This window comes from Stenotrophomonas sp. Ker107b, from assembly GCF_053847245.1.
Genome location: NZ_JBSPHX010000002.1, coordinates 898,683 through 924,923, shown reverse-complemented (window position 1 = coordinate 924,923; position 26,241 = coordinate 898,683). Strand labels below are relative to the sequence as shown.

Below are 26,241 nucleotides of genomic sequence, written 5' to 3'. Positions count from 1 at the left end.
TGGACCTCTCCCCATTCATCTTACAGATGATCGTCATCGGCCACGACAGCCCAGAGAAGGGACGTCTCACGCCTGTCCCGGGCGCAGCAGCTGCCGGCGTTGCGCAGTTCGTCAGTCGGCCGTACATGACCGGGCCGCCCCGCAATCGAGGCAGCAGGTAGGGCAAGCAGGTCGCCGGGCCGAGGGCCTGGCGAGGTCCATCCACTCAGACGGTGGGCGCGGCGACGGCCAGGTCGGCATCAACCGGCAGGCGCGACAGCGCGCGCGCGCTCACCTGCGAGAACTGCAGCTGGGCGAGCAGATGCTGCGCCTGGGTGGCCACCGGACACGGCGCAATCTGCGGTCCTGCCTGGGGGCGCTCGGGGGTCATTACATCAGTGGACATGAAAGGGCATCTCGTTGACGTCGCATTGCCCGCGGGGCTTCCGGCCGCGCGGATTGCGCACCCTATCGGAAAACCGGGACGAATGTGTGACGGTCCGCGCAGTCCCTGACAGGCGGCATGAAGAGCGTCGAAAAATTGGCGCGGATCAAGAGCTTGCGGCTATCATGTAATCGTTTTCAACAAACGATTCGGATATGGATTCCAACACTGCTTCCCCCTACAGCCCCAAGTGGCAGTTCCGCTTCAACTTCTTCGAAGAGCACGGCGCCCCCAATTCGCCAACCTTCAAGGCCGCGTACAAGACGCTGCCGTTCGGCCAGAAGATCAAGGTCAACTTCAACTTCTTCGCCCTGTTCTTCAGCTGGATCTACCTGCTGATCCTGGGCATGTGGCGCAAGGCGCTGACCATCCTGGGCATCACCCTGGTGCTGATGGTCGTCGTGGCCTTCCTGCCGGACGTGGTCGGCCGTGCGATCGGTGTGGCCTGGTCGGTGCTGATCGCGTTGACCACCAACTATTCGTACTACCTTGAAAAGGTAAAGGGCGACACCAGCTGGAACCCCTTCGCGGGCATGCGCTGGTAAGTACTGCGCACGCCTGGATGAACAAGCCCGGTCATTGACCGGGCTTTTTTGTGGACGAGTGAGGGGGTGCCTCAGAACGTCTGCCACTCCTCACTCGCCACCGCCGCCACCGGTACGCGCGAGGCACCGCGCGCAGGCGCACTACGACGCACCGGTGCGGCCGGCGTGCCCGGATGGGCCTGCAGCCGGAAGATCGCCACCGCCGTGCCCAGCTGCTGCGCCTGCTCTTCCATCGCGCGCGCCGCCGCCGTGGCCTCCTCGACCAGTGCGGCATTCTGCTGCGTCGTTTCGTCCATCTGCGTGATGGTCTGGTTGACCTGCTCGATGCCGGCGGACTGCTCCTTCGACGCCGCCGAGATCTCGGCCATGATGTCGTTGACCCGGCGCACGCCGGTCACGATCTCTTCCATGGTGCGGCCGGCGGTGTGGACCAGCGCGGAGCCCGCGCTGACCTGGGTGACCGAATCGTCGATCAGCCCCTTGATCTCCTTCGCCGCGCCCGCCGAGCGCTGCGCCAGTGCGCGCACTTCCGTGGCGACCACCGCGAAACCGCGCCCCTGCTCGCCCGCGCGCGCCGCTTCCACCGCGGCGTTCAAGGCCAGGATGTTGGTCTGGAACGCGATGCCGTCGATCACCGAGATGATCTCGGCGATGCGCTTGGAGGACGCCTCGATCCCGGCCATGGTGGTCACCACCTTGCCGACCACCTCACCGCCCTTCGACGCCACATCGGCTGCGCCCGCGGCAAGCTGGTTCGCCTGCACGGCATGGTCCGCGTTCTGACGCACGGTGGAGGTCAGTTCCTCCATCGAAGCGGCGGTTTCTTCCAGGCTGGCAGCCTGTTGTTCGGTACGGCGCGACAGGTCGCTGTTGCCTGCGGCAATCTCACCGGCAGCGAGGTTGATGCTGCCGGTGGCCTGCTGGATGCGGCCGACGATGTCGGTCAGCTGCACCACGGTGGTGTTGGCATCATCACGCATCCGCGCGAACACGCCGTGGAAATCGCCCTGCATGCGCGCGGTGAGATCGCCGGCGGCGATCGCACGCAGCAGCGCGGAGATCTGCTGCAGGTTGTCATCGCTGACCTGCATCATGGTGTTGAGGTTTTCGACCATCGCGCGGAAGTCGTGATCGAAGCGCACCACGTCGCCGCGCTGGCTGAAATCGCCCATTGCCGCAGCGCCGGCGAGATCGCCGATCTGGGTATTGATCGCGCGCAGGTTGGCCTTGGTGGTATCCATCGCGGCAGTGAACGCGGCCTGCTCGCCGGGCAGGCGATCCATGTCCTGGCTGAGGTCACCGACCGCATAGCGCTGCATCACCTCGACCAGACGACGCGTGACCGCGATGTTGGCGCCGACCAGCTGGTTGGTGTCTTCCACCATCTTGCCGTACTCGCCCGGGAAGGTCTGCGCGTCCATGCGGTAGCTCAGCTCACCCGCCTCGTGTCGCTGGGCCATTTCACCCTGCGCGGCCATCACTGCGCGCAGCTGGCTGCGCATGCGCTGCATCGATTCAAGCAGCCGGCCGACCTCGTCATTGCGCGCGGGCGGCAGCGGCGTATCCAGACGTCCCTCGGCGACGTCGGCCGAGAGCCGGACCGCATCGGCCAGCGGGCGGATCGCCTGTCGGCGCAGCAACACGTACACGCTGCCACTGAGCACCAGTGCCGCGCCCAGGCCAACAGCCAGGATGATCCACAACAGCGCGCGCGCCTGCGCGGTGATCAGCGCATGCGGCACGATCACACCCAGCGCGAAGTGCTCCTGGCTGCCGCCGATGCGCAACGGAACATAGGTCTTCACATTGCCTGCCGCATCCGGCTCGAAGGCATCGAAGGGTTTGTCTGCCTTGACCGCTGCCAGCATCGCCGCGGTCAGGGCGTCATCGCGGCGCTTGCCGATTTCCTGCGGGTCCTGCGCGGCCAGCACGATGCCACCGGGCGAGATCAGTTCGACATGGCCTTCGCCCATCGGGCGCAATGCGGCCAGGTGCTTCTGCAATGCGGCCAGCGCGAAATCCACCGTCACCGCGCCAACGAACGTCCCCTCATCGATCACCGGGGTGGAGAGCGTGGTCATCAGCACCTTCTGCCCGCCGATTTCATAGGTGTACGGTTCGGCCACGGTCTGCCGCTTGAGCGCCTTCGGCTTGAGATACCAGTCGCCATCGCCGGGCACGTCATAGCCGGTGAGCGCATCCTGCATCGGCGCGCCGTCGTGCCAGGCCCAGTAGCTCATGAACCGGCCGGTGTCATCGTGTGCCTCGGCGCCGACGAACTCGGCATCCTTGCCATCGAAGGCGTCGGGTTCCCACAACGTGCCAAAGCCCACCCATTCCGGGTGCACCTGCACCTGCTGGTGGATCACCGCAGACACCGTCGCCCGCGACAGCGTGCCCGCAGCGCGCTGGACGAGCAGATTCTGTGCGAGCGCCTGGCTGGTGGCGAAGGCGTTGGACAGATCACCGCTCACCCGCAGGGCTTCGGCCTGGGCCTCGCTCTGCATGGTGTGGCGGGAGGCATCCACCAGCGACGCGCTGGCTTCCCGGTAGCTGATGGCGGCGGTGACACCGAAGCAGAGCATGGCGATCAACGCCGTACCCAGCATCAGTCGGTTGGCGATGCTGCCAGGGCGCTTGGACGCGGTGGGGCGGGACACGGGCATGGGGGCGGTTCCGGAAAAAGGGCATACCGGCGGACGCAGACATGCGCCGCCACGGAAACACGCAGTCCATTGCGGACCGGCACGCACGCGGTGCAATCACGGCGCGGCCAGCGGAGATCGGGTATCGATGCCACCGTCCCGCCCTGTGAAGATGCCGCCTGCCGGCACCGCGACGGTGCCCGCCCAGAGAGGGGACTCAGTTGGATAACGGCGATAGGCCCGCGATGTTTAGCACGGCTTTATGACCGTGTTCAGTGTCCGCCGGCAGAGGCATTGCCCCGCCCCAGCCGCTCCACCAGTGTCTGGCTGGCCGCGTTGAGTCCGACCACCTCCACCTGCGCTCCGCGTGCGCGCAGTTTGCCGGTCACCCGCTCCAGCGCGCCCACCGCGCTGAGGTCCCAGAAGTGCGCATCGGTCAGATCGATCACCACGCGCGCGGGCACCTGCAGCAGATCGAAGGCCGCCGCGAACTGCCCGGCCGAGGCGAAGAACACCTGCCCGCTGACTGTGTAGACACGGGTACCGTCGGCCGTGTCGGCTTGGGCGATGTCCAGCATCCGGCCCACCTTGCGGGCGAAGAACAGCGCCGACAGCAGCACCCCGGTCAGCACCCCCTTGGCCAGATCGTGCGTGGCCACGGTCACAACCACCGTGCCCAGCATCACCACCGAGGAGCTTTTCGGGTGCAGTCGGAACTCGGCGAACGAGCGCCAGTGGAAGGTGCCGATGCTGACCATGATCATCACCGCGACCAGTGCGGCCATCGGAATCTGCCGGACCCAGTCCGCACCGTAGACCACCAGCAGCAGCAACAGCACGCCCGCGACCAGGCAGGACAACCGGCCACGTCCGCCGGAGGACACGTTGATCACCGACTGCCCGATCATCGCGCAGCCACCCATGCCGCCGAACAGCCCGGCGGTGATGTTGGCCAGGCCCTGCCCGGCGCACTCGCGATTGCGCTGGCTGGGGGTGTCGGTCATGTCTTCCACGATCTGCGCGGTCATCATCGACTCGAGCAAACCGACGACCGCCAGCGTGGCCGACACGGGCAGCAGGATGCGCAGCGTCTCCCAGGTGAGCGGCACGTCCGGCAGCAGGAAGGTGGGCAGGCTGTCCGGCAGCGCGCCCATGTCGCCGACGGTGCGGATGTCCAGGCCCAGCCAGATCGACAGCCCGGTGAGCACTACGATCGCCACCAGCGGTGAGGGTACCGCCCGGGTCAGCAGCGGCAGCAGATAGATGATCGCCAGGCCGGCCGCGCACACGGCGTACACCGTCCATGGCATCCCGATCAGCTCGGGCAACTGCGCCAGGAAAATCAGGATGGCCAGTGCGTTGACGAAGCCGGTGATCACCGAGCGCGAAACGAAGCGCATGAGTGCACCGAGCTTGAGCGCGCCGGCGACGATCTGCAGCAGTCCGGCCAGGATCGTCGCAGCCAACAGGTACTGCAGGCCGTGGTCGCGGACCAGATCGACCATCACCAGCGCCATCGCGCCGGTGGCGGCGGAGATCATGCCCGGCCGGCCGCCGGCGATGGCGGTGACCACCGCGATACAGAACGAAGCGTACAAGCCGACCTTGGGGTCGACCCCGGCAATGATGGAAAAGGCGATCGCTTCGGGGATCAGCGCGAGGGCGACCACGGCGCCGGACAGCAGATCACCGCGGATGTTGCCGAGCCATTGCTGGCGCAGCGGATAGGACACAGACATGGACAGACTCCACGCACCGGCGATCCGCACGGCGCGTTGTGTGATGAAGACAAAGCACTCCCTGAGCCAGCGCAAGGGCCGGCGCGTCGTCAACGCGGTATCAGGGTGGCGTCATCACAAGGGTCCTGCCGGGGCAGCGGAAGCGGCGCGCAGGATAGCGCAGTCCTCCGATGGTCTCAAACACGGGCCGCCAGTTCACCTCGCGCGTTGCCTGCCCAGCGCGACGGTGCCTGCCCGGTCACCCTTCGGAACGCCGCGGCGAACTTGCCAGGGTTGGCATAGCCCATCGCCAAGGCGACCTCGGTGACGCTGTGGCCTGCCAGCAGCCTCGGCTTGGCGGCCTCCATCCGGCGCCAGGTGAGGTACGCGTAGGGCGTCATGCCGGTCGCCAGCCGGAAGCCACGACTGAAGCCACTGGCTTCCTGCCCGACTTCCTGCGCCATGCGGACAACGCCCAGGTCATCGCCGAGATGGGCATCGATCAGTTCCTGCACGCGCTTGACGTGCGCTGGCGACAACGCGCGTCGCGTCGGGGGCGACGCAACCGGAAGTCCCGCCAACCGCTTCAGCACCAGATCGACACCGTGCTCGAAGAACGCGGCTGAGCCTGCATGCGCTTCAGCGCAGTGCCATAGCGCCCCCATCACCGAGGCGATCACCGGGTCCCAATGCAGCGCCGATGCTGCGCGATGCAGCTGCTCCAAGCGCACGTCGTGCCCCTGCAGATGCCGCGCGTCGATGGCCAGGCCCAGCAGCGCCAGCGCTGGGCTGCGGAATTCGCCTGGGCAGTCCGGCAACACCACATTGAACGCGCCTGCGCGCCAGGGCTGCGCGATGCGTCCGAGCGCCGTGCGCTGATACAGGGCGCCACCGCCGGCAGTGAGCAGCCCGATGCGCAACGCACTGCCCTCACCCATCGCGCCCTGCGCCGCGACGAACGTATGGCGGAGCATCAGCACCGAGCCGTCGGCATTACCCACGCACGCGTCCAGCGGACCGCCGCTTTCGGCCGCCACGCGTGCAGCCACGGCAGTCGTTGGTGAGGAAAAGGCGCAGGTCATCGGGTGTCCCGTTCTGGAGCGGCCGCTCCGGAAATGGAGCAGCGGCACCTGATTGTTACACAATAACATTCGCGTTTCCTCCCCATCACCGTGGTGCGCGCCACCACCCCAGAGGTCTCTCGTGAACCACGCTGTACTTGCCGGCGCCGTGCTCGCCGCGCTTCAGTTGCTGCCCAGCGCGCCCGCCCGCGCCCAGTCAATCCCGCCCGCCAAGGCCACCGAGCTGGACGGCATCGTAGTGACCGGCAGCAAACGCGATACCCCATACCTCAAGAGCGACATGTCAGTCACCGTGCTCAACCGCGAAGCACTCAAAGAAGCGCACGTCACCGAGTTCCGCGACCTGGACAAGCTGGCCCCCAACGTGAAATTCAATGTGATGGGCCAGCTCAGCGACATGTTCATCTCCATCCGCGGCATCGAGTCCAACCCGTTTCTGGTCAACCGGGCCTCGGTCTATATCGATGGCATTCCGTTCCGCGAGCTGAGCAACGCGGTGTTGAACCATGTGGAGTCGGTGGAGATCCTGCGCGGGCCGCAGGGCACGCTCTACGGCGCCAACAGCGAATCCGGCCTGGTACTGGTGCGCACGCGTGCACCGTCTGCAACCACCGAGGGCGAGGTCAATGTCGGCGTCACCTCGTTCGGCAACGGCCACGGCAGCAGCGTGGATGGTTTCCTCGGCGGCGCGCTGGGCAACAGCGACCGGTTGTTCGGCTCGGTGGCCTTCATGGCCTCGGATGAAGACAGCCACCTCAAGAACCTCACGCCCTTCAACGGCGTCAAAGGCAAGGTCAAGGAAACCTATCTGCAGGGCAAGCTGCGCTGGGAGCCGACCGATACGCTGGCCATCAATGCGATCGCCTATCACCTCGGCACGCGTGCACCCGGGATGTTCGAGTACGAGTACCTGCCGCTGGATGTCGGCCTGTATAACCGTACCTACGGCGATCTCTACAACGGCGGCCGTCGTACCGGTGACTTCACTTACATCAACGATGCGCCCAAGCGCACCACCAAGAATGAAACCGTGGCCGGGACCAGCGCGCAATGGCAATTGTCCGGTGGCACGCTGGATGCGGCACTGTCCTACCGCCAAGAGGAAGACACCTCCGCCGGCTACGATTTCGACATGACTGCGACGCCGGCATTGGCAGGCCGCATCTACGACAAGCAGCACAGCTGGAACGGCGAACTGCGTTTCAGCTCCCCCAGCGATCAAGCGCTGACCTACATCGCCGGCATCTCCACCTACCGGCACCACAAGGACTCCATCCTCGGCACCTTGGTCGGCCCACCGTTACGTGGCCTGGGCAGTTATGACCTCGCCCCGCTGCAGGGCTCGGATGGCCAGGACTACAGCGTGTTCGGCACGGCCAGCTACACCCCGCCCCCACTGCCGAAACTGACCGCCAGTCTCGGGCTGCGCCATGAGCAGGCCAAACGTTCCACCCGCCAGCGCGAAGGCACGCTCGATCTGGGCCCGGGCGGGCTGGTGTTCTATCGCGATGCCGAACTCGCACACACGTTCACCGCCACGCTCCCGCGCGTCTCACTGCGCTACGACGCCAGCGACACGCTCTCGTTCTACGCCGCATCCGCCAAGGGCTACATTCCGGGCGGCTTCAATCTGGCGGCCGCGCAGAGCGATGTGGTCAACGACAAAGTGCTGCGCTACGAATCGGAAATGATGTGGAGCCACGAGCTCGGCTTCAAGATGAACGTGCTCAACGGGCGCGGGCATATCGGTGGCGCGGTGTTCCACATCACCTCGGACAACTGGCAGGAGATCCAGTTGGCGACCGATGCCAACGGCCGGCCGATCTCCTCGGACTATGTCGGCTCGGATGCGTCCATCCGCTCGCGCGGTGTGGAGCTGGAAGGCGCGCTGGAGGTCCTGCCGGGCCTGACGCTGACCGCCAACGCGGGCTACGTGGACGCCGAGTACCGCAAGCTGTTCGTCGGCGCCAATGAAAGCCTGGCCGGCAACGACGTCAAACTCACCCCGCAGTACACGGCCTACCTTGCCGCACGCTACCAGCATCGCTCCGGGCTGTTCGCGCGCGTGGAATCCTCGTTCAACGGGCGCATGGCCCTGGATGAGCGCAACCGTGCCTATCAACCGGCTGTCGCCGTCCTCGGCGTGCAGTTCGGCTATGAAACCGGGCCGTGGAGCACCCGGGTGTACGTCGACAACCTGACCAACAAGCGGCGCATCAACGGGTTGATCTTCGACAACCTGGCGTTCGGGCGCGACGGCAACTACTACGGCCCCATCGACCGGCCGCGCATCGTCGGTGCGGAGGTAGGCTATCGGTTCTGAGGCAGCGTGGAGGGTGCTGCGGGCGGTGCCCTCCTACTCCTTGAGAGCGTCCTGTGCATCCACGATATCCACCCCGGACATCTGCCCCAACCAACCGTCGAACCACGGCTTGTGCGAGGCGCCGACGATGGAGAGCACGCGGGAGCCGGGGTGGTCGCGCACGACCTCGAGAATGTTGGCGACCATGCGCAGATTGCGGATTTCCCAGCCCTGCACCCAGATCTGCGGGTACTGCTGCGGTGACACGGCGGCCAGTGTCGGGCGCACGTTGGACTCGGCGAGCACCTGCAGCGCCGCGGGATCGTTGACGCTGCGATACAACCCGAGCACGTCATTGGTGGCGATGAAGGCCGCTTCGCGTCCGGTCATGGCATCCAGCGCAGGTCCGTAGGTGCTCCACGCCTGCTGGAGCGCCGTACCGAACGCCTTGCGATCCGCGATCTGGTGGTTATCACCGGTGTGGTCATCGATGGCGTACACACGCTGCTGGCCGAGTCGCGCCGCGAGCACTGCGGCGATCTGATAGCTCTCGTTCTTGCGGGTGCCAAGCTGCTTGAGCAGTTCGACCAGGCTGTCGTCCAGCCCATCACCTGCCCGTCGCTCGGCCACGGGCAGCTGCAGCCATTGCACGTACGCAGACGCCCGTTCGCCAGCGGCAAGGAACAGCGCCGCGAGTTGGCGGCGTTGCGCGGCGGTGGGGGCAGCCGGCCACGCCGCCAACGTCGTGTTGACGTGCACGATCGCGGTCGGCACCTCCAGTCCCGTGGCCGCTTTCGCCATCTCCGTGCTGGCGCAGTAATCCTCGCCGTAGACCGCTGCATGACGCTTGGCCAGATCGCACTGCTCACCACTGATGGCTTCGATGGTGATGTAGCCGGGCTTGAACGCCGCCAGCCTGTCCAGCAGTGGATCCAGTGCCTTGGGATCGAAGGCCTCGTGCTCGCTCAGGTGGATGCTGCCCAGCACGAGGATCTGGGTGCGTGGGCCGACCATGTCTTTGTCGAGTGAGGCGAGGTCGACACCGGCGTACGCGACCGTGGGCAGCAGAAGCGTCAGACAGGCCGACAGCGTTGAGTAGCGTTGCGTCATCATCCAGAGCCTGAGCGGGGTGTTGCTGGATGTTCTAGCACTGCACCTGCGCGGGGGCACCTGCCCAATGGCAGGGTGACGAAAGGCGTCTGCCATTTCCAGGATATGGGCGTCACTACACAGTTTCCAACGCGTCCTGCTGCGAGGATAGTAGGATTGAACCGACCATCAGGAGGCACCACGCATGGGCAGTTTCAGCATCTACCACTGGCTCGTCATTTTCGCAGTGATGCTCATCCCCGTCGCCATTGCTGCGGTGATAGTCGTCGTCGTGCGGCGCTTGGGAAAGCGCTCGAATACCTGAATTCTTTCCGCCGCCCGGTGTCAGAATAGGCAGCTCTCCGCACGCTGCGGAGTGTGGCGGAAGAAAGCGAACATGGCAGAACGGACGACCTCAAACGAATGGATCAGGTGGGCGATGCTGCTCATCTTTGTTGCGATGCTGTTCGGTATTCCCAACAGCTCGCCGTGGTTTGGCCTGGTATTCGTGTACCTGATTGCTGCCGGCCTGTTCATCGTAGGCAGCATGCTGTGGACCGCACTGCGCAGCCAGCGGGCCGCGGCCGCACTGCGCCGCACGCCGCCCACGCGGGCCCTTCAGACGCGCGAGGTGAGAGCATTGGAGTGGTTCGGCCAACCCGAGCGCATCGCTTGGCGCATGCCCCGCGGGAACGCGATAGATCTTGCAGGGGCGGCACAGGCAGCGGGCCGTCGCCCGGTGGTGCGCACGCTTCGCGGACCGTATCGCGTGATGGTGCGTGGCCAGCACCATGAGCGTCATGACTTCATCGGCAAGGTCGAGGTGCTGATGCTGCCGGGGGCTGACCGATATGTTCGCGGGGAGAATGAAGCCGACGTACTGCTGTGCGGGAAGTTCGCGGTGGTGCTTGCGTTGAATGGCGCGTGGCGGATCGACCAGGCGCCTTCGCTGCTGCGATGACGCGCGTTCGCATCGCGATGTCGTTTACTCAGTAACGCTGCTTGATCGGCTCACTGGTTTGCAGGTAACCCGAAGCCACTGCCTTCTCGCAGTCGATGTAGCCTGCGTTGACCACCCGCCCCTGCGCATTGAAGGCGACGTAGTATGGCGAGCTGTTGCCCTGGTTTCGCAGGATGTAGTTGTGGCAGACGCCGTTGATGTTAGGCAGCACCATCGCATCAAGCGGCCGGCCCGCCGCGCTCAGGACCGCATCCCGGGTTGCACCGTGCTGTAGTGAACTCATCACGACCGGATTGCTGCGGTCGTACTGAAGAATGCTCGGCACGCAGCCGCAAAGCCCTGCGGAGACACCGCACGCCAGCCCGAGCGACCTGATCAAAGGGGCCACGCTCATTGCTTGCGCGCGCGTGCTGCGGCCGCGTTGGCATCCCGGATGCGCTGGTTGCGTGCCTGCTTGTCGTAGTCGTCTTTTGCCTGCATCACGCCACCGGCTGCCTGGATCCAGCTGCTGGTCGTACAACCGGTCACAAGCAATGTCGCGGCCAGGGCTGCCGGAATGATGAGAAACTTCATGAATCAACCTCTCTGAAAGCCAATCGACTCGTGGTCGATAAAATGCTGCGCAGCACCAGGGCACGTACGTGAAGCGATGCGCGAAACCACATCGCGACATCGGCGAGGCCGCTTTGGGCGCCGTCAAACGGGGCGGAACGATAGTTCACGTGCACTTAACAAGAACAAGATGTGCTGTGTTTTATTTTTGTATATTCTTATTTTATTGCTCGAGCGCAGACGTAAGCCCCCCCCGGCAGCCAGACACCCTATAAGTAGAACTTTCTGGCATCTTTAACCAGCCAGGAGGTTGCATGCGCACATCAAAATTCACCGAGACGCAGATCATCACGATCCTCAAGCAGGGCGATGCCGGGCTTGCGTTGAAGGATCTATGTCGACAGGCCGGTACAGCACGGCGACGTATTACCAGTGGAAGAGCGAGTACGGCGGGCTTGAGGCGTCCGAGCTTCGTCGAGTCAAAGACCTCGAAGCTGAGAACGCCAAGCTCAAATGCATGTATGCGGAAATGGCGCTGGACAACGCGGCGCTGGAGGACCTGATCGCAAAAAAACTGTAGCGCAGGGTCAGAAGCGTGAGGTGCACGCGCGCCCCCTGAGCCGGTCCTGCGGTTGCGTGGGTTTGTCTCGTGCGGCCTGGTATGCGCCGCCACTGGACTGGACCGTGCGCGATGCGGCGTTGATCTCGGCATTGGCCAGGCTGGTCGAGCAGCGGCCCAGTCGAGGTTTCTGGAAGTGCAGCGATCAACTACGCAAGAAGCGACCGGACTGGAATCCGAAGCGGATCCATCGGGTATACAAGGCGATGAAGCTCAACCTGAGAAGAGCGGCCAAGCGCCGTCTGCCAAAGCGCGAGCGGATGCCGCTGTATGTTCCCAGGCATCCAGATACCGTCTGGTCCATGGACTTCATGAGTGACTCGTTGGCCTGTGGCAAACGATTCCGAACGTTCAATGTGGTCGACGACTTCAACCGCGAGGTGCTGCATATTGAGGTGGATACATCACTCAACTCTGGTCGCTTGGTGCGCGTGTTCGAGCAGCTCAAACGTGATCACGGATTACCGCAGGTGCTACGGTCGGACAATGGCCCTGAGTTCCTGGGCGAAGCATTTACCCAGTGGGCCAAATTCAGCGGCGTGGCGCTGCGATACATCCGACCTGGCAAGCCCAACCAGAACGCCTTCATCGAACGCTTCAACCGCACGCTACGTGAGGAGGTGCTGGACCAGCACCTCTTCGCACGCCTTGAGGACGTACGTGAGGCAGCGCATTGGTGGATGATCGATTACAACGAGATTCGTCCACATGACTCGCTCAGCGGCATGAGCCCCGTCGAGTACCGTACCGCTCACGCCAGAAGCTCTACTTTAGAAATGTCTGCTTGACGGGGGAGCTTACGGTGTTATGGGTTTGAGATTTTGTTGCTTCGCAACTTAGCGGGGACGCGGACCGAGCGCGTTTGGCCACCACTTTTCCGTCTTGGCCGGCGGGGTATGCTCTACCGCGCCCACTGCCGCCCTGGGAACGACCGGCCAGCCATTGCAGTCTATGTAGTGACGGATCCCGTTCTGCCGGAGAAATGAAAGCTGGCGCGCCTTTTGGGGGCTGCGTGTCAGCGCCTTGATTTCATCTCGCGTTAGGCAGAGCTTTTCCGACATTAGCGAGCTTCCTTGTTGGAGCGCCAAGAGAGACGAGGCGTCAGATGACCAAGCGGCATCTCAGGTAGCGAAGCTCAAACGTCCGGGCTAGAAAAGCGAAAACCCCCAAAGCGGGGGACATTCTTTAGTGCCGGCGCACTAGGTCTGTGATATCGAACTCATGAATATCACCAAATCGCTCCCAGATTTTTATCACCATGTCTGGGAGAACTGGGTTCGTGATCAAAAGCACCTCGGGATCGCCGTCAGAATCTACCAATTCGTACCAGTCGGATCCCTCTGCCTCCACCTGCACACCATGCTGCCTCAACACCTGCAGGACATATGTTCTAGGTTGCGCGCCGTCCCATGGCCCTTTACGGATTCTCATGCTGCGTGGGCGATCTCAGCTTCTCGGAATGAAAGCGTCTTAAAGAACTTGGTGTCATCTGGAATGCCCAGCGCCACGACTGTCCCACAGGTCAAAACATCCTTGCTCTCACTGTCTAACCACAGCCCCCAAGCCTCAGCGGGAGTCTTCCCTTTGGTGAAAAGAGCATCCAGCGGACGATTCCGCTTGATGTAAGCCTCGATCGTACGCAGCAACCCATGAGCGAAGTTCTCTCGAACCTCTTCAACGGTCTGGCCGGTGGTTAAGTAATCGATCTCCAAGCCCTGAGCAACGTAGCCCCCTTCCTCCGAAGGAAGGATAAGCACGCGCAACTGAGCGTCGACGGCATGCTTGCCGTCACTGGATTCTTGATGACGAATCACTACTGAGTTTTCTCTTTTCGTAGTCATAGATTGGGTCTCGCTATCCATAGTCTTCGAGACAAAAAGGGCCGGTCCACTGACCGGCCGCAAGATCTTTGCGGCAAGGCGCCATAGGATCTTAGGTGGGATTCTAGTGTTACAAATTCAGCTAGCACAAGTGCCACACCAACATCAACGGACAGAACTGTGCACAACGTTCATTTCTGTGGATAACCTGAAGATAAGTTAACTTTAAATTTATCTTTCAATAACTTGTACCTGAACAACAGCGGCATTTCTCTCGTCAAAACATGAACGAGCTGCCAAATTCTCAGTAGTTCCGATACTGCGCCCTTGGGGTGATGCCCCTTGCAGGCCGTGTCGTTGTACGTAGGGTGGGTCGACCAGCCTCCCAGCACGATCTCGGTCCTCAACGGATGCACGGGCAACCCCGCTGCCTCGGCGGCCTCCACGTAGCGCGGCCAGAGCCGATCCATAGTCGGCCCGATCTCCACCGCCAAGCTCTCAATGGTGAAGTCCACCAGGAAGCTGGCCTGCAGGCACAGCACGTAGATCTTTAGGAAGAATTGGGCAGAGCCCCGGCGGGCCAGTACCAGGTTGTGCTGCGGGATCAGCAACAGCTTCGCGCCTGCCGAGTGCCGGCCCGTGTGGGCGTCCTCGGCCAGGGTATCGACGGCCACCAGAAGGCGGTCATTGTTGAGCAGCACGTTAAGAATGCTCTCGGGTAGCTAGCCTCCTGCAGGACGACGGTGCAGCTCGGGGGGCGTAGGCAAGACCTGACCCCGAACGCATAGCGAAGCCGTGTGAGTCGGCGGAGGTCAGCTACGCGCTCGTGTGGAATCTGCCAGGGTGCGGCTCGACGCCCTGCTGGTGGATGTCTCCCCGCACTGAGGCTGAATCTGTGGCCGTCCGCGTTAAGGCTGCGAGAAAAATCTGACGAGCTACAGCACAATGCAGCCCGGGTCACACCACATCTAGACGTAAGCTCTAGAGATTAGAGAACAGAGTCTAAAAGCTGCGGATACACCTGAAGTAACCAGACTGAAAAGACAGCAAGCGCGGCCAGAACACAGTTGGCCAACACCGCCCAGCCAATCTTCACCACTACTCCACAGGTAGTCTGGAGATGGTTTCGTCGATCGTTGACTGTGTGAAAGATGACTGCGCACCAGATTCCGCCGACGACGATCGCTACTAGGTTGATCGCTGTAGCCTTACTCCACGTCCAGGGCCACACACTCCCAAATACCACTGCTGCGACAGCAATCGTGTAGGTACGGACAGTAGTTAGGAACCAGTCAAGTACGGGCAAGTAGTACTCGTCAATGTCGAAGATGGCTGCAACAAACCATAACGCGCTTACTGCCAACGACAGGTACAACATCGCCCCCAGAAGGGGGATCGACGAGATTCCACTCACGACTGCTTCAACAGTTTTAGGGTTCCAGATGTATGGCCCCCACCACTGGAAAACTACTGACAGCACAAGCAATCCCCAAAGCTCGAACATCCAACCGCAGCGTAGGAACTCAGCCACCGACCTCGCGGCACGCGGAATAACGCCTTGCTTGCTTGAAAATTGCTTGGAGGACATGGCAGTACCCGCTGCGGTCACGTCTGGTATCGGCCTGCAGCAAGCGATCTTGAACACTGCCGTGCCGAGGCTGAAGAGCGACACACCCCGTATCAGGTACCACGGCCAATCCCTCGCCTAGACGCAAGATGGAGTGGTCGGAGAGTGCGCGGCAGGCTACTCAGTCGCTACCAGGCCGACGCCGACGAACTCGCCGACCGGCTCGGTTAGTCTCGCCAAGTCAGCACCTCGCCCGCCACCCAGCTTGCTGGCTTCATGGATACACGCTTGGGGAAGTCGGGCCTACACGCCACCGTCTCAAGTACGGTCCGGCGAGTGATGCCCAGCAGCTCCCCGACGGCCTCTGCGTTGATGGCCCGAAGCTCAAAGGGCACTTGGCTTTGGTCGGACATGCTCATGGTTCCCTGAAAAGTACTTGGTACTGAAACTAGCCATGAGGCTTCCCAACGATGTGAAAACGCAAAAAAAGGACTCGAACCCCTTGCGCTGCAAGCCTATCGCCGCTGCTTGGCGTAATCCAAGGTCTAGGTAGCCACCACGAGTGCGCACTTATGCGCCGGTCCTACAGCCTAGGATTAGGGATAGCGTCCAATCGTCTTTGTTTCCTGCATCTCCGTGCGTCTGGGCTTGGGAGGTCGATCCTGCGCCACCAGCCGCGCTACAGCCTCCTTCAGTGGCACGCCTTCCAGTGTCCGGGCGGCACACCACCGCTCGGCGTAGCGCTTAACCCTGGGCGATGCTAGCTGCTCGGACCTCCCTGTCTTCCCAAATCTTCCTGCAGGACAGGCGGACCCGGACGCCCTTGACATCTGGCGGCACAGAGGCGATCTCCAGGCCGTTCCGCCACAAACCCCAGCGCTCACCATCCTGCACCCAGCCCGTGGGGCGAGGTGCGGGCATGAAGCCGGTGAAGTTGCAGGGCGGGAGCATCGGCGCAGGATACGGGCCGGGGTCTCAGATTCCGCGACACCACTTGAGGAAGATGGACAACGTCAAAGATGTCCCGCTCTGGCGTGGGCTTGCCGAGCGTCGACTTCATCGGAAAACGCATGAAAGGTGGCCATCGGGAGCGATGGCCACCTTTCTGAAACCTAGAGCTGCTGAGTGCACTCCAAGATGCCCTCGTTGGGGCGCCAGTTGCAGACAATTGTCACGGTGCTCCCGCCGCCGCCGTCGATACCATTAAAGCGAGCGCCAATATCGAGCAACGCCCCAAGGAAATCGTCGACACTAGTTCCACCGCTGAAGGTCCAACTGCCAGCGTACTCCGGCGTATTGGCCGCAGGCAAAACCTGACCGTCAGCAAAGCGACCGCTACCAGGTACATAGTGATAGTCGCCGGTCACCGAAGATTTAGTAAACGTGGAGCGGCTCCCGTCATCGCCTTTAATGATCACCTTGACCTCAAATGCAGTCTGATCACCAAAGAGATTGTTCACCAGGTGGAAGACGCGTTCCATTGCAGTGTTGAATCCGTCACGCACGGTTATCCGACTCTCGATTCGGGTCTGGATAGCGGCGCGGATATTTACGTTGCTTTGGATATCGTACGCCGTAATGCTGGGATCGAGCCAAGGTGCCATGTCTCGAATTTCCTGAATGGGAATCTCGACACTCATCACCATTGGCGCACCGTAGACCTGCGCAACTGCCTGCAATTCCTGCATCGCCGCCCGCTCCTGAGGCGATGCCTCAACCTCAACTACGTTCATCTCCTCACCGAATTCAATGGGAGACTCACCCCACCCCGACACCTGATAGTGCCGGAGAATGCCTGCACTGACGTTGTAGATGGTGTGAGAGCCGTCGCCCGAATACATCGCGAGCTCTCGCATTTGATAAGCGTCACAACCATCACACGGCAACGTAACGGCCTCTACCGGGGCGGAATAAAGCGCCAATCCCGCGACTACGGCCAAAGCACTTACACATGATCGAACCAGGCTCATCCCATCACTCCTTGATCTAAAAAACTCTCGATTAAACTGCTCATGAATGTGAGCCAATCGTTTGTCTCATAGATGTCATGCGCTCGCAAGAACACATGTCACAGAAATCGAGCCGTTAGTAGAACTCGAAATGCCTGATTGAGATTGATGTAGGGAGCAGGAGTAGAGCTGTGTCACCATCCGTCGTGCCTTTTTGACTCGCACGCGTGAGATGCATGAGAGCGGGAGGCGCTGCACGTCGCATCACCAACTTAGATAGCACACGTTCTAAGCTTCTCAACTGCGTAGCTCGCCTAGATCGCGGATCAAAGCCTCGCCTTGCTGAAAGAAGGCAGCAACAAGTCGGCCTCCAGCTACGTGGACGTCGCCGGATGTCAATGTGGTGGGCCCACCAGGATTCGAACCTGGAACCAAAGGATTATGAGTCCTCTGCTCTAACCGTTGAGCTATAGGCCCTTGCGGCCGCACAGTGTAGTGGAGGCCTGTAGGCGCTTTCCACTGCAACCCTCATCTCAGCCGAAACGCTGCCCCATCGCCTGCACCCGACGCGCATTCTCCGCCGCCAGCTCACGCAGCCCGCCCGAGCGCAGCAGCGCCGAACCCGCCACGCGCTGCCAGTAGTCCACCGCCAGCGGCGCTGCCCAGTGCAGATGCGCGAGCTGGCCGCTGCGCTCCGGCGCGATGGAGGCGAGCGGCGTAGCCGCACGCAGCACCCCTGTGCGCGAGGGTGCCAGTGACATCGGCAACATGTCATACGCCGGCGCCAACGGCAGCGGACCGCGATCGACCAGGTGGAAACGCAGATTGCCCTGATGCATGTCGCTGTTGCCGATCAGCCGGCCGAACGCGTGCAGCCTGCCCATGGTGGCCTGCGCGTCGCGATCGACCCAGCCCTGCGTCAGCAGCGCGTCGGCGGCGGTCCCCCAGTCCACGGTCACGTCACCGGCGAAGGCCGAGGACAGCGCCATCAGCGAGACGAAGCCGCGCCGGCCCAGCACGTCGACGGTGCGGTCGAAGCGCTGCACCTCCAGGAACGTATGCGTGTCGGTCTGGAGTATCTCGGACACCGCTGCCTGCACGCCCGCGTCGCGCAAGCACTGCAGGGCGAGGTGCTCGCAGACCAGCAGGTCCGCCCAGCGTTCGGCGGCCTCGCCTGCGGTGGGCTGCGCGAACTTCACCAGCGCCGCGTAGCGCCCTCCCTCATGCTCCACCGTGGCAGTGAACTTCGGTTGCTCGCCACCGGGCGACGATCCGACGTCGTCGCCTTCCAGTGCCGCTGCGGCGCGCTCGGGATAACGACGTGCGCGCAGCCTGGCCAGGACGTGATCGCCAGGCGCGTCAAGCGCGCGCAAGGCCATCTGCACGGCATCGCCGCCCAGCAGGAGATCACCGATCTCAGTGCCACCGGCACGCACCAACGCCTGCAGGATGTCACCCGATTGCCATCGATTGAGGTCGTCGGGGACGCCCAGGTCACGCCCGCGACGATGCGCGAACGTACGCCCGAGAAAACCCTGTGGCCGCAGGTCGTCCAGGTACCACGGCAGCTCCGGGAAGTGGCCATCGACGGTCTCGTCTGGCGAACGGGTCAGATTGGGGCGTGCGGCGGTGGTCGCCACGTGGAAGGTCTCGCCCGTGAGTGCCACGACCGTGCCCAGTTCTTCAAGAGTGGCGTCCGGCCCCAGCCGGAACAGCGGCCACTCGCTGCCCGCGGCGGTCTGCTGGCGGACGGCATAGGCCGTGGCGCGGGTGCGGCCCAGTCGCACCACGCGGTCCCCGGCCTCGGCGACAAGACGACTCAACGTTGTCCGGGTAACCCCCAGGCGATCGACGAGATCGGCAGCTGAGACGACCTCGCCAGCAGGCAGGTTGTCGAACAGCGTCTGGAGCTGGACGGTACGGGGACGGGCCATGGCCTGAGTTTCGGGACGAGTTAAGTTACGAATCTATACGCCAATCTTCGGCGAACCGCAACCCAATTAAACATATAAATCATTGATTGAAATAACATCACCCCGGAGAACACCGAGAAAAAATCCGTACTTAAGTTACGAAACACACAACGAAATAACCAAATCAGCCTAGCGATCCCGACCCTTTCGAACACCCTTCCATCCGCTGCGCCGTCGCTGGGCTCGAGTGCACCACGCGCCGACACCCGCCCCAAAAAACAAACCCCGCTTGCGCGGGGTCTGTCGGGTTTCAACGCGATGCGTCGGTATCGATCAATCGATATCCAGGAAGCTGCGCAGCTGCTCGGACCGGCTCGGGTGACGCAGCTTGCGCAGCGCCTTCGCTTCGATCTGGCGGATACGCTCGCGGGTGACGTCGAACTGCTTGCCGACTTCCTCGAGGGTGTGGTCGGTATTCATGTCGATGCCGAAGCGCATGCGCAGCACCTTGGCTTCCCTCGGGGTGAGGCCGGCCAGCACGTCGCGCACGGTTTCAGACAAGTTGATGTTGGTGGTGTTCTCGATCGGGGACTCCACGTTGGTGTCCTCGATGAAGTCGCCCAGATGGGAATCCTCGTCGTCGCCGATCGGGGTTTCCATCGAGATCGGCTCCTTGGCGATCTTCATCACCTTGCGGATCTTGTCTTCCGGCATGTCCATTTCCTTGGCCAGCTCCTCCGGCGTAGCCTCGCGGCCATACTGCTGGAGCATCTGACGGGAAATGCGGTTCAACTTGTTGATCGTTTCGATCATGTGCACCGGAATACGGATGGTGCGCGCCTGATCGGCGATCGAACGGGTGATGGCCTGGCGGATCCACCAGGTCGCATATGTGGAGAACTTGTAACCACGGCGGTATTCGAACTTGTCCACGGCCTTCATCAGGCCGATGTTGCCTTCCTGGATCAGATCGAGGAACTGCAGGCCGCGGTTGGTGTACTTCTTGGCGATCGAGATGACCAGGCGCAGGTTCGCTTCGACCATTTCCTTCTTGGCCTTGCGCGCGCGCGCTTCACCGTAGGCCATGGCGCGGCTGATTTCCTTCAGCTCGTCCAGTTCCAGCCAGGTGGTCTTCTCGATGTCGATCGTCGCCTGCTGTTCGGCGATGATCTGATCCTTCACGTCACGCAGGGCCGAGGACCACTTCTGCTTGCGCTTCAGTGCGTCTTCCACCCACTCCAGGTTGGTCTGGTTGCCTTCCCACGAGCGGATGAAGTCCTTGCGCGGCATGCGCGCGGTCACGGTGGCCAGGTTCAGCACGCGGCGTTCGTGGGACTTGATCGAGGCCATGACGTCGCGCAGCTGCTTGACCAGCACATCGGTCAGCGGCAACGGCAGCTTCAGGGTCACGAACACGGCGGCCATGTCGTCGCGCAGCTTGGCCAGCGGCTTGCGGTCGCCCTTGGCAGCGGCCTTCTTGAACGCGGTGTACGCATCGCTCAGGGCCTGCATGCGGCGTGCGACTTCTTCCGGATCCGGACCGGTCGGGCCGGCCTCTTCCTCGACGTCGTCGCCGTCATCTTCTTCATCGGCGTCGTCGTCAGCGTCGTCGCTGGTGTCTTCGGCCACGGCCGGGGCCGGGACTTCTTCGACCAGGTCGTTGAAGCCGACGATCACTTCGGCCAGGCGCTTCTTGCCTTCCTTGTGCGCGTCGTAGTCGGCCAGCAGCGATTCCACCGACACCGGGAAGGTGCCGAGTGCAGCCTGGACCTGGCCCAGACCTTCTTCGATGCGCTTGGCGATGGCGATTTCGCCTTCGCGGGTCAGCAGCTCGACGGTACCCATTTCGCGCATGTACATGCGCACCGGGTCGGTGGTGCGGCCACCTTCGGTGTCGAGCGCGCTCAGCGCGGCGGCGGCTTCTTCGGCCGCGGTGTCATCGACTTCGCGGTTGCCGGTGTTGCCATCGTTGAGCAACAGGGTTTCTGCATCGGGCGCAACTTCATGGACATCAATGCCCATGCCGTTGATCATGCCGATGATATCTTCGATCTGCTCCGGGTCGACGATGTCGTCGGGCAGATGGTCATTGACTTCGGCGTAGGTCAGGTAGCCCTGTTCCAGGCCCTTGCTGATCAGAAGCTTGATGTCGTTTTGCTGGGCAGGACGTTCGTTGGCCATGTAGTGCTCGCGCCACCGGCTGGGAGAGGGAATAGAACCTAGCATTATACCAGCCCGGCGCCCCGCGTTCCCGGGCGGTGGTCCCGGGGGCTAGGGTCTGAGCAGGAAGGTCACGGGACCATCGTTGACCAGGCTGACAACCATATGGGCACCAAACTGGCCGGTTTCCACCCCCGGGGCGTGTTTTTGTCTGCAGATATCGACCAGCCGGTTGAATCCGCGTTCAGCCTCCGCCGGCGGCGCGGCGGTACTGAAGCCCGGCCGCATCCCACTGGATGTGTCGGCCGCCAGGGTGAATTGGCTGACCAGCAGCAATCCGCCACCGGTATCACGCAGGGACCGGTTCATCTTTCCGGCCTCATCGCCAAACACACGGTAACCAAGCAGGCGATCGGCCATCCGCTCGATCTGGGCCTCGGTGTCGCCCGGCTCCATGCCCACCAGGGCCAGCAGACCGGAGCCGATCTGGCCGATGACCGCCCCCTCGACACGGACGCTGGCTTCGCTGACGCGCTGGATCAGAACAAGCATGGACACGGCTCCGCAACTGAAGGCGGCCTACCTTAACGTGCCCGCGCGCCGACAGGCAGGCCGCCAGCGGCTAGACTTTGCGGTGATGAAACCGCACACCACTGCCCGCCTGGCCTACCGCGCCGCTGCCCTGTTCACCCGTCTGCCCTGCTCCTGGCTGCGTGCCTTCGCCAACGGGCTGGCCTGGCTGTGGATACGTCTCAATGCCCGTGAGAGCCGCGTCACCCGGCGCAACCTCGAGCTGGCCTACCCCGAGCTGAGCGACGCCGAACGTGCGGTGCTGCATCGGAACGTGCTGCGCTCCACCGCGCTGCAGGCCATCGAGACCCTGCGCCTGTGGACCCAGCCGCGCGATCGCAACCTGGCCCGGCTCACCGAGCGCCACGGCGAGGCGCTGTACGACGCGGCCCTGGCCGCCGGCAAGGGCGTGATCGTGGCGGCACCGCATTACGGCAACTGGGAGCTGCTCAACCAGTGGCTGGCCTCGCGCGGGCCGATCGCGATCGTCTACAAGGCGCCGGATGAAGCGGTGGGCGATGCCTTCCTGCAGCTGGTCCGCGGCGGCGACAACGTGCAGCAGGTGCGCGCCGAGGGCCCGGCCGTGCGCCAGTTGTTCAAGGTGCTCAAGGACGGCGGTGCCACCGGCATCCTGCCCGACCAGCAGCCCAAGGCCGGCGACGGGGTGTTCGCGCCGTTCTTCGGGGTGGAGGCGCTGACCATGACCCTGGTCAACCGGCTGGCCGAGCGCACCGGCGCGACCGTGCTGTACGGCTGGTGCGAGCGGATCGGCCCGGGCATGGCGTTCGCCCTGCACATCGAGGCCACCCCGCCTGCCGTGGCCGATCCGGACCCGCGCACCGCGGCCACCGCCCTCAATGCCGGGATCGAACGCATCGCCCGACGCGATCCGGCGCAGTATCAGTGGACCTACAAGCGCTATACGCTGCGCCCACCGCAGAGCGGCGAGGACGATCCCTATGCCACCGAGGACCATCCGCACTGACTGCGACGCTGCGTCGCGCCCTTGGTGCGATTGAATCGCCGCGATCCGTCCCCACTGTGGAAACCACGATGTCCCCCACGGCCCCTGACATGTCCTCTGCTTCTTCCCTGTTCGGCGACCCGGCCGCGATCCGCTGCGAGCGTGCGGTGGCCGAACTGCGTGCCGGCCGCCCGGTGGTGATCGACAATGGCCAGGGCCAGCGCCTGGCCTTCATCGCGCTGGACAGCAGCACCCGCACCAGCTTCACCGCCTTTGCCGCGGCCGCGGAAGACCGGCACTACCTGTTCCTCACCGCCACCCGCGCCCGCGTGCTCGGGGTGAGTGCCGACCGTGGCGCGCGCGTGCCGCTGGCCGGCATCGATTTCGATGCCCTGCCTTCGCTCAGCTACCTGCGCGACCCCGGTGCGATGCCCCCGGGCTGGACCGGTGGCGAAGCGCTGGACGACGGCGCGGTGGAAATCGCCCGCCTCGGCCTGCTGTTGCCGGCGATGGTCGGCGTGCTGCTGGCCGCCGATGACCGCCGCTTCGACGACTGCGCGCAGGTCTCGCTGTGCGATCTCAGCCAGGGCGCCGAACAGGCCGCGCATGCGTATGAGCTGGTGGCCCGCTCGCCGGTGCCGCTGCGCGAGGTCGGCATGACCGAATTCGCGGTGTTCCGCGGCGGCGTGGCCCAGCGTGACCAGGTCGCCATCATCGTGGGCACCCCGGATCTGTCCGCCGTGGTGCCGGTGCGCGTGCACTCCTCCTGCCTGACCGGTGATCTGTTCGGCTCGCTCAAGTGCGACTGCGGCGACCAGCTGCGGCGCGGCCTGCGCAAGCTCAAGGACCTCGGCGGCGGCGTGCTGCTGTACCTGGACCAGGAAGGCCGCGGCACCGGCATCGCCGCGAAGATGCGCGCCTACGGTTACCAGCACGATGGCCTGGACACGATCGACGCCGATGCCCAGCTCGGCTTCGGTGCCGATGAGCGCCGCTACGGCAGTGCCGTGGCGATGCTGCAGGGCCTGGGCGTGAGCCGCGTGCAGCTGCTCAGCAACAACCCGACCAAGGCCCAGCGCCTGCGCAATGCCGGCATCGACGTGGTGGACTGCATACCGGTCACCGGCGACATCACCGCCGAGAACGAACAGTACCTGCGCACCAAGGCCGAACGCGCCGGCCACCTGCTCGATGTCGACGCACTGATCCAGGCCGCGCAATAGCCCACGGCAACCTGCTACCGTCTGCGCCACGGGCGGTTGCACCTGTACGCATGCGCCCGGTCCGTTTTCCAGCCGAGCGCCTTGCCTTGTCCGAACTTCTCGACACTCCCGTGCCGCCGCCCTTGCCGCTGTTGCCGGCCGCCCCCGACTGGCAGGCGATGCCCCTGCGTTCGGCCTCGCTGGCCGCGTTCGGTGGTGCGATCGCCGGCGCACTCCTGCTGGGTGGCGTGCTCGGCGCGCTCTGGGTGGTATTCGATCTGCCGGGACGCTGGTGGGGCGCAACCGGCATGGTCGTGCTCGGCGCGCTGATCGGTGCGGCCCTCGCATTCCGCCGCCAGCGCCGCACGTATTGGCGGCTGGATGCGCAAGGCCTCGGCCTGCGCCGTGATCTGCTCTGGCAGAACGAAACCCGTGTACCGACCTCGCGCGTGCAGCATCTGGATCTGCGCCGCGGGCCGATCGAACGCAGCGCCGGCTTGAGCACGCTGGTCGTGCATACCGCCGGCAGCCGCTTCAGTGCGGTCACGCTCAGTGGGCTGGACAGCGCCGATGCCGAGCACCTGCGCGACACTCTGGCGCACCAGCTGGACCAGGACGACGACGCACTGTGAGTACCCCGCCGCCGCTTGATGCCGCGCCGGAGCAGCGGCTGCATCCCTGGTCATGGCTGTTCGTGCTGCTGATGCAGTTGCGCCAGGGCTTGGTACCGCTGATCGCGCTGGTGGTGTTCGGCCAGCGCGGCGACCGCGATGAGCTGTGGCTGTCACTCGGCCCGGTGATCGCCGTGGTGGCACTGGTCGCGTACTCGGTGCTGCAGTACCTCACCTATCGCTACCGGATCGGCACGACCGCGATCACGGTGCGCAGTGGTGTTTTCGCGCGCAATCGCCGCGAGATTCCCTTCGCGCGCATCCACAACGTGGTGGTCCACCAGAACCCGCTGCACCGCCTGTTCGGCGTCGCCGAGCTGAAGCTGGAATCGGCCGGCGGCCATCGCCCCGAAGCGGAAATGCGGGTGCTTAAACTCGATCAGGCGCTGGCACTGGAGCGCCTGGTACGCCAGCGTGGCCAGGCAGTGCCGGCCACGGCCGAGGGCGACGCCGCTGCGCCCGAACCGGCCGAGGATGTGCTGCTCGCCTTGAGCCCGGGCGAGGTGGTCCGTATCGGCCTGCTCTCCAACCGCGGCTGGGTCGTGGTGGTGGCAGTGCTGGGTGCGATGGTGCAGTTGTTCCCGCGTGGCAGCGTCTCCGATGTGATCGAGGCCGGCGGCCGGCAGGCCTTCGGGTATGCCAGCCACCTGCACCCCGGGATGTGGCTGTGGACTATTGCCGCGGTGGTCGCCGTGGTGGGCTTCTGGGTCATGCTGCGGGTGTTGTCGGTGGTGCTCGCGCTGCTGCGTTACTACGGCTTCCGGCTCAGTGAGCACGAGCGCCGGCTGACCGTGGCCAGTGGGCTTCTGACCCGCATGCGCACCAGCGTGGCGCGGCGCCGCATCCAGGCCTGGACGTTGCGCGAGAGCGCGCTGCAGCGCTGGTTCCAGCGCCGGCAACTGCGTATCGATATTGCTGCCGGCAACCCCGGCGAAGGCGAGCGGCGTGACCTGCGTGAGCTGGCGCCGCTGGCGACGCCGGCCGTCTGCGATGGGCTGGTCCAGCATCTGCTGCCGCACCTGCAGTGGCCGCCGGCGCGCTGGCAGCCGGTGCAGATGCGCGGCTGGTGGCGGCTGTGCCTGGGCGCGCTGTGCCTCGTTCCGCTGCTGACGGCGGCGGCGATCTGGTACGGCGGGCCGTGGGGGGCGCTGGTGCTGCTATGGCTGCCGTGGTCGGCGTTCCGCGCGCACCGGCAGATGGCGCGCATCGGCTATCACCTGGATGACGGCTACGTGGCCGTGCGTGGCGGCTGGTGGCAGCGCTGGTGGCGCTTTGCCGAACTGGACAAGCTGCAGGCGCTGCGCCTGACCCGTTCGCCGCTGGACCGTCGGCTGGGCACGGCCAGCGTGTGGCTGGATACCGCCGGCGCAGGCATGGGCACGCCGCTGGCGCTGCACTACCTGCCGGAAGCGCAGGCGCGTGCGGTATACGACCAGTTGGGCCGCGCGTTGGCGAAGCGTCGCCTGCGCTGGTAGGAGCGCATCCACA

Annotated in this window: 22 protein-coding genes, 1 tRNA gene and 1 pseudogene; 8 read left to right on the top strand and 16 right to left on the bottom strand. The window is 64.0% G+C overall.

The features are described from left to right. Positions 1–205: 205 nt before the first annotated feature. Complete coding sequence (locus ACWV8V_RS13960) at positions 206–385, bottom strand: hypothetical protein (RefSeq protein WP_346467792.1); 180 nt, start codon at positions 383–385, stop codon at positions 206–208. A gap of 194 nt (positions 386–579) precedes the next feature. Here ACWV8V_RS13960 and ACWV8V_RS13955 point away from each other — a divergent pair, with 194 nt between their 5' ends. Next, positions 580–969: a DUF2628 domain-containing protein gene (locus tag ACWV8V_RS13955; protein ID WP_455900016.1), complete on the top strand. Its 390-nt coding sequence runs from the start codon at positions 580–582 to the stop codon at positions 967–969. A 71-nt stretch (positions 970–1,040) separates the two neighbouring features. Here ACWV8V_RS13955 and ACWV8V_RS13950 read toward each other — a convergent pair whose 3' ends face one another. From ACWV8V_RS13950 to ACWV8V_RS13940, 3 genes are all read right to left on the bottom strand, one after another. Beyond that, positions 1,041–3,635 (bottom strand): methyl-accepting chemotaxis protein, encoded by a 2,595-nt coding sequence (locus ACWV8V_RS13950; RefSeq protein WP_455900015.1) that lies wholly within the window; start codon positions 3,633–3,635, stop codon positions 1,041–1,043. A 251-nt stretch (positions 3,636–3,886) separates the two neighbouring features. Continuing rightward, entirely contained in the window at positions 3,887–5,353 is a 1,467-nt protein-coding gene (locus ACWV8V_RS13945; RefSeq protein WP_455900014.1) for a SulP family inorganic anion transporter, read from the bottom strand. A 176-nt stretch (positions 5,354–5,529) separates the two neighbouring features. Further along, entirely contained in the window at positions 5,530–6,381 is an 852-nt protein-coding gene (locus ACWV8V_RS13940; RefSeq protein ID WP_455900013.1) for a helix-turn-helix domain-containing protein, read from the bottom strand. A 154-nt stretch (positions 6,382–6,535) separates the two neighbouring features. Here ACWV8V_RS13940 and ACWV8V_RS13935 point away from each other — a divergent pair, with 154 nt between their 5' ends. After that, complete coding sequence (locus ACWV8V_RS13935; RefSeq protein ID WP_455900012.1) at positions 6,536–8,737, top strand: TonB-dependent receptor; 2,202 nt, start codon at positions 6,536–6,538, stop codon at positions 8,735–8,737. Positions 8,738–8,770: 33 nt separating this feature from the next. Here the strand turns inward: ACWV8V_RS13935 and ACWV8V_RS13930 are convergent, their stop codons facing one another. Continuing rightward, positions 8,771–9,826 (bottom strand): DUF5694 domain-containing protein, encoded by a 1,056-nt coding sequence (locus ACWV8V_RS13930; RefSeq protein ID WP_346467782.1) that lies wholly within the window; start codon positions 9,824–9,826, stop codon positions 8,771–8,773. Positions 9,827–10,202: 376 nt separating this feature from the next. On the opposite strand from ACWV8V_RS13930, the gene ACWV8V_RS13925 reads away from it, so the two are divergent. After that, entirely contained in the window at positions 10,203–10,766 is a 564-nt protein-coding gene (locus ACWV8V_RS13925; RefSeq protein WP_455900011.1) for a hypothetical protein, read from the top strand. A 28-nt stretch (positions 10,767–10,794) separates the two neighbouring features. Here the strand turns inward: ACWV8V_RS13925 and ACWV8V_RS13920 are convergent, their stop codons facing one another. Both ACWV8V_RS13920 and ACWV8V_RS13915 read right to left on the bottom strand, forming a co-directional pair. Further along, the gene (locus ACWV8V_RS13920; RefSeq protein WP_455900010.1) at positions 10,795–11,154 is read right to left on the bottom strand and encodes a hypothetical protein; all 360 of its coding nucleotides are present in this window, start codon (positions 11,152–11,154) and stop codon (positions 10,795–10,797) included. A gap of 2 nt (positions 11,155–11,156) precedes the next feature. After that, the gene (locus tag ACWV8V_RS13915) at positions 11,157–11,339 is read right to left on the bottom strand and encodes a hypothetical protein (protein ID WP_259258980.1); all 183 of its coding nucleotides are present in this window, start codon (positions 11,337–11,339) and stop codon (positions 11,157–11,159) included. Between the two features lie 293 nt (positions 11,340–11,632). Between ACWV8V_RS13915 and ACWV8V_RS13910 the strand changes: the two are divergent. Then, a pseudogene (locus ACWV8V_RS13910) lies at positions 11,633–12,725 on the top strand (IS3 family transposase). A 48-nt stretch (positions 12,726–12,773) separates the two neighbouring features. Here ACWV8V_RS13910 and ACWV8V_RS13905 read toward each other — a convergent pair. From ACWV8V_RS13905 to dtd, 9 genes are all read right to left on the bottom strand, one after another. Beyond that, on the bottom strand, positions 12,774–12,998 hold the full coding sequence (locus ACWV8V_RS13905; RefSeq protein WP_455900009.1) for a DUF4224 domain-containing protein: 225 nt from the start codon (positions 12,996–12,998) through the stop codon (positions 12,774–12,776). Positions 12,999–13,364: 366 nt separating this feature from the next. Then, a complete protein-coding gene (locus ACWV8V_RS13900) occupies positions 13,365–13,799 on the bottom strand; it encodes a type II toxin-antitoxin system HicB family antitoxin (RefSeq protein WP_455900008.1) in 435 nt (144 codons plus the stop codon). Between the two features lie 149 nt (positions 13,800–13,948). Beyond that, positions 13,949–14,458: a hypothetical protein gene (locus ACWV8V_RS13895; RefSeq protein ID WP_455900007.1), complete on the bottom strand. Its 510-nt coding sequence runs from the start codon at positions 14,456–14,458 to the stop codon at positions 13,949–13,951. 287 nt (positions 14,459–14,745) lie between these two features. After that, positions 14,746–15,345, bottom strand: a complete 600-nt coding sequence (locus ACWV8V_RS13890) for a hypothetical protein (RefSeq protein WP_455900006.1) — start codon at positions 15,343–15,345, stop codon at positions 14,746–14,748. Positions 15,346–16,436: 1,091 nt separating this feature from the next. Then, positions 16,437–17,294, bottom strand: a complete 858-nt coding sequence (locus ACWV8V_RS13885) for a hypothetical protein (protein WP_455900005.1) — start codon at positions 17,292–17,294, stop codon at positions 16,437–16,439. 380 nt (positions 17,295–17,674) lie between these two features. Next, positions 17,675–17,750 (bottom strand) — tRNA-Ile (locus ACWV8V_RS13880). A 56-nt stretch (positions 17,751–17,806) separates the two neighbouring features. Continuing rightward, positions 17,807–19,207 (bottom strand): type II toxin-antitoxin system HipA family toxin YjjJ, encoded by a 1,401-nt coding sequence (yjjJ, locus tag ACWV8V_RS13875; RefSeq protein ID WP_455900004.1) that lies wholly within the window; start codon positions 19,205–19,207, stop codon positions 17,807–17,809. Between the two features lie 312 nt (positions 19,208–19,519). Further along, complete coding sequence (rpoD, locus tag ACWV8V_RS13870; RefSeq protein ID WP_121040252.1) at positions 19,520–21,367, bottom strand: RNA polymerase sigma factor RpoD; 1,848 nt, start codon at positions 21,365–21,367, stop codon at positions 19,520–19,522. A 90-nt stretch (positions 21,368–21,457) separates the two neighbouring features. Then, positions 21,458–21,898, bottom strand: a complete 441-nt coding sequence (gene dtd, locus ACWV8V_RS13865) for a D-aminoacyl-tRNA deacylase (RefSeq protein WP_346467778.1) — start codon at positions 21,896–21,898, stop codon at positions 21,458–21,460. 85 nt (positions 21,899–21,983) lie between these two features. Between dtd and ACWV8V_RS13860 the strand changes: the two genes are divergently transcribed. The 4 genes from ACWV8V_RS13860 (at position 21,984) to ACWV8V_RS13845 (ending at position 26,228) form a co-directional block, all read left to right on the top strand. Then, positions 21,984–22,901, top strand: a complete 918-nt coding sequence (locus ACWV8V_RS13860; RefSeq protein WP_455900003.1) for a lauroyl acyltransferase — start codon at positions 21,984–21,986, stop codon at positions 22,899–22,901. A gap of 89 nt (positions 22,902–22,990) precedes the next feature. Further along, entirely contained in the window at positions 22,991–24,103 is a 1,113-nt protein-coding gene (gene ribA, locus ACWV8V_RS13855; protein WP_455900002.1) for a GTP cyclohydrolase II RibA, read from the top strand. Positions 24,104–24,261: 158 nt separating this feature from the next. Next, on the top strand, positions 24,262–24,714 hold the full coding sequence (locus tag ACWV8V_RS13850) for a PH domain-containing protein (protein WP_346467810.1): 453 nt from the start codon (positions 24,262–24,264) through the stop codon (positions 24,712–24,714). Next, positions 24,711–26,228, top strand: a complete 1,518-nt coding sequence (locus ACWV8V_RS13845) for a PH domain-containing protein (protein ID WP_455900001.1) — start codon at positions 24,711–24,713, stop codon at positions 26,226–26,228. Before ACWV8V_RS13850 ends, ACWV8V_RS13845 begins: the two co-directional genes overlap by 4 nt. Positions 26,229–26,241: the final 13 nt, after the last annotated feature.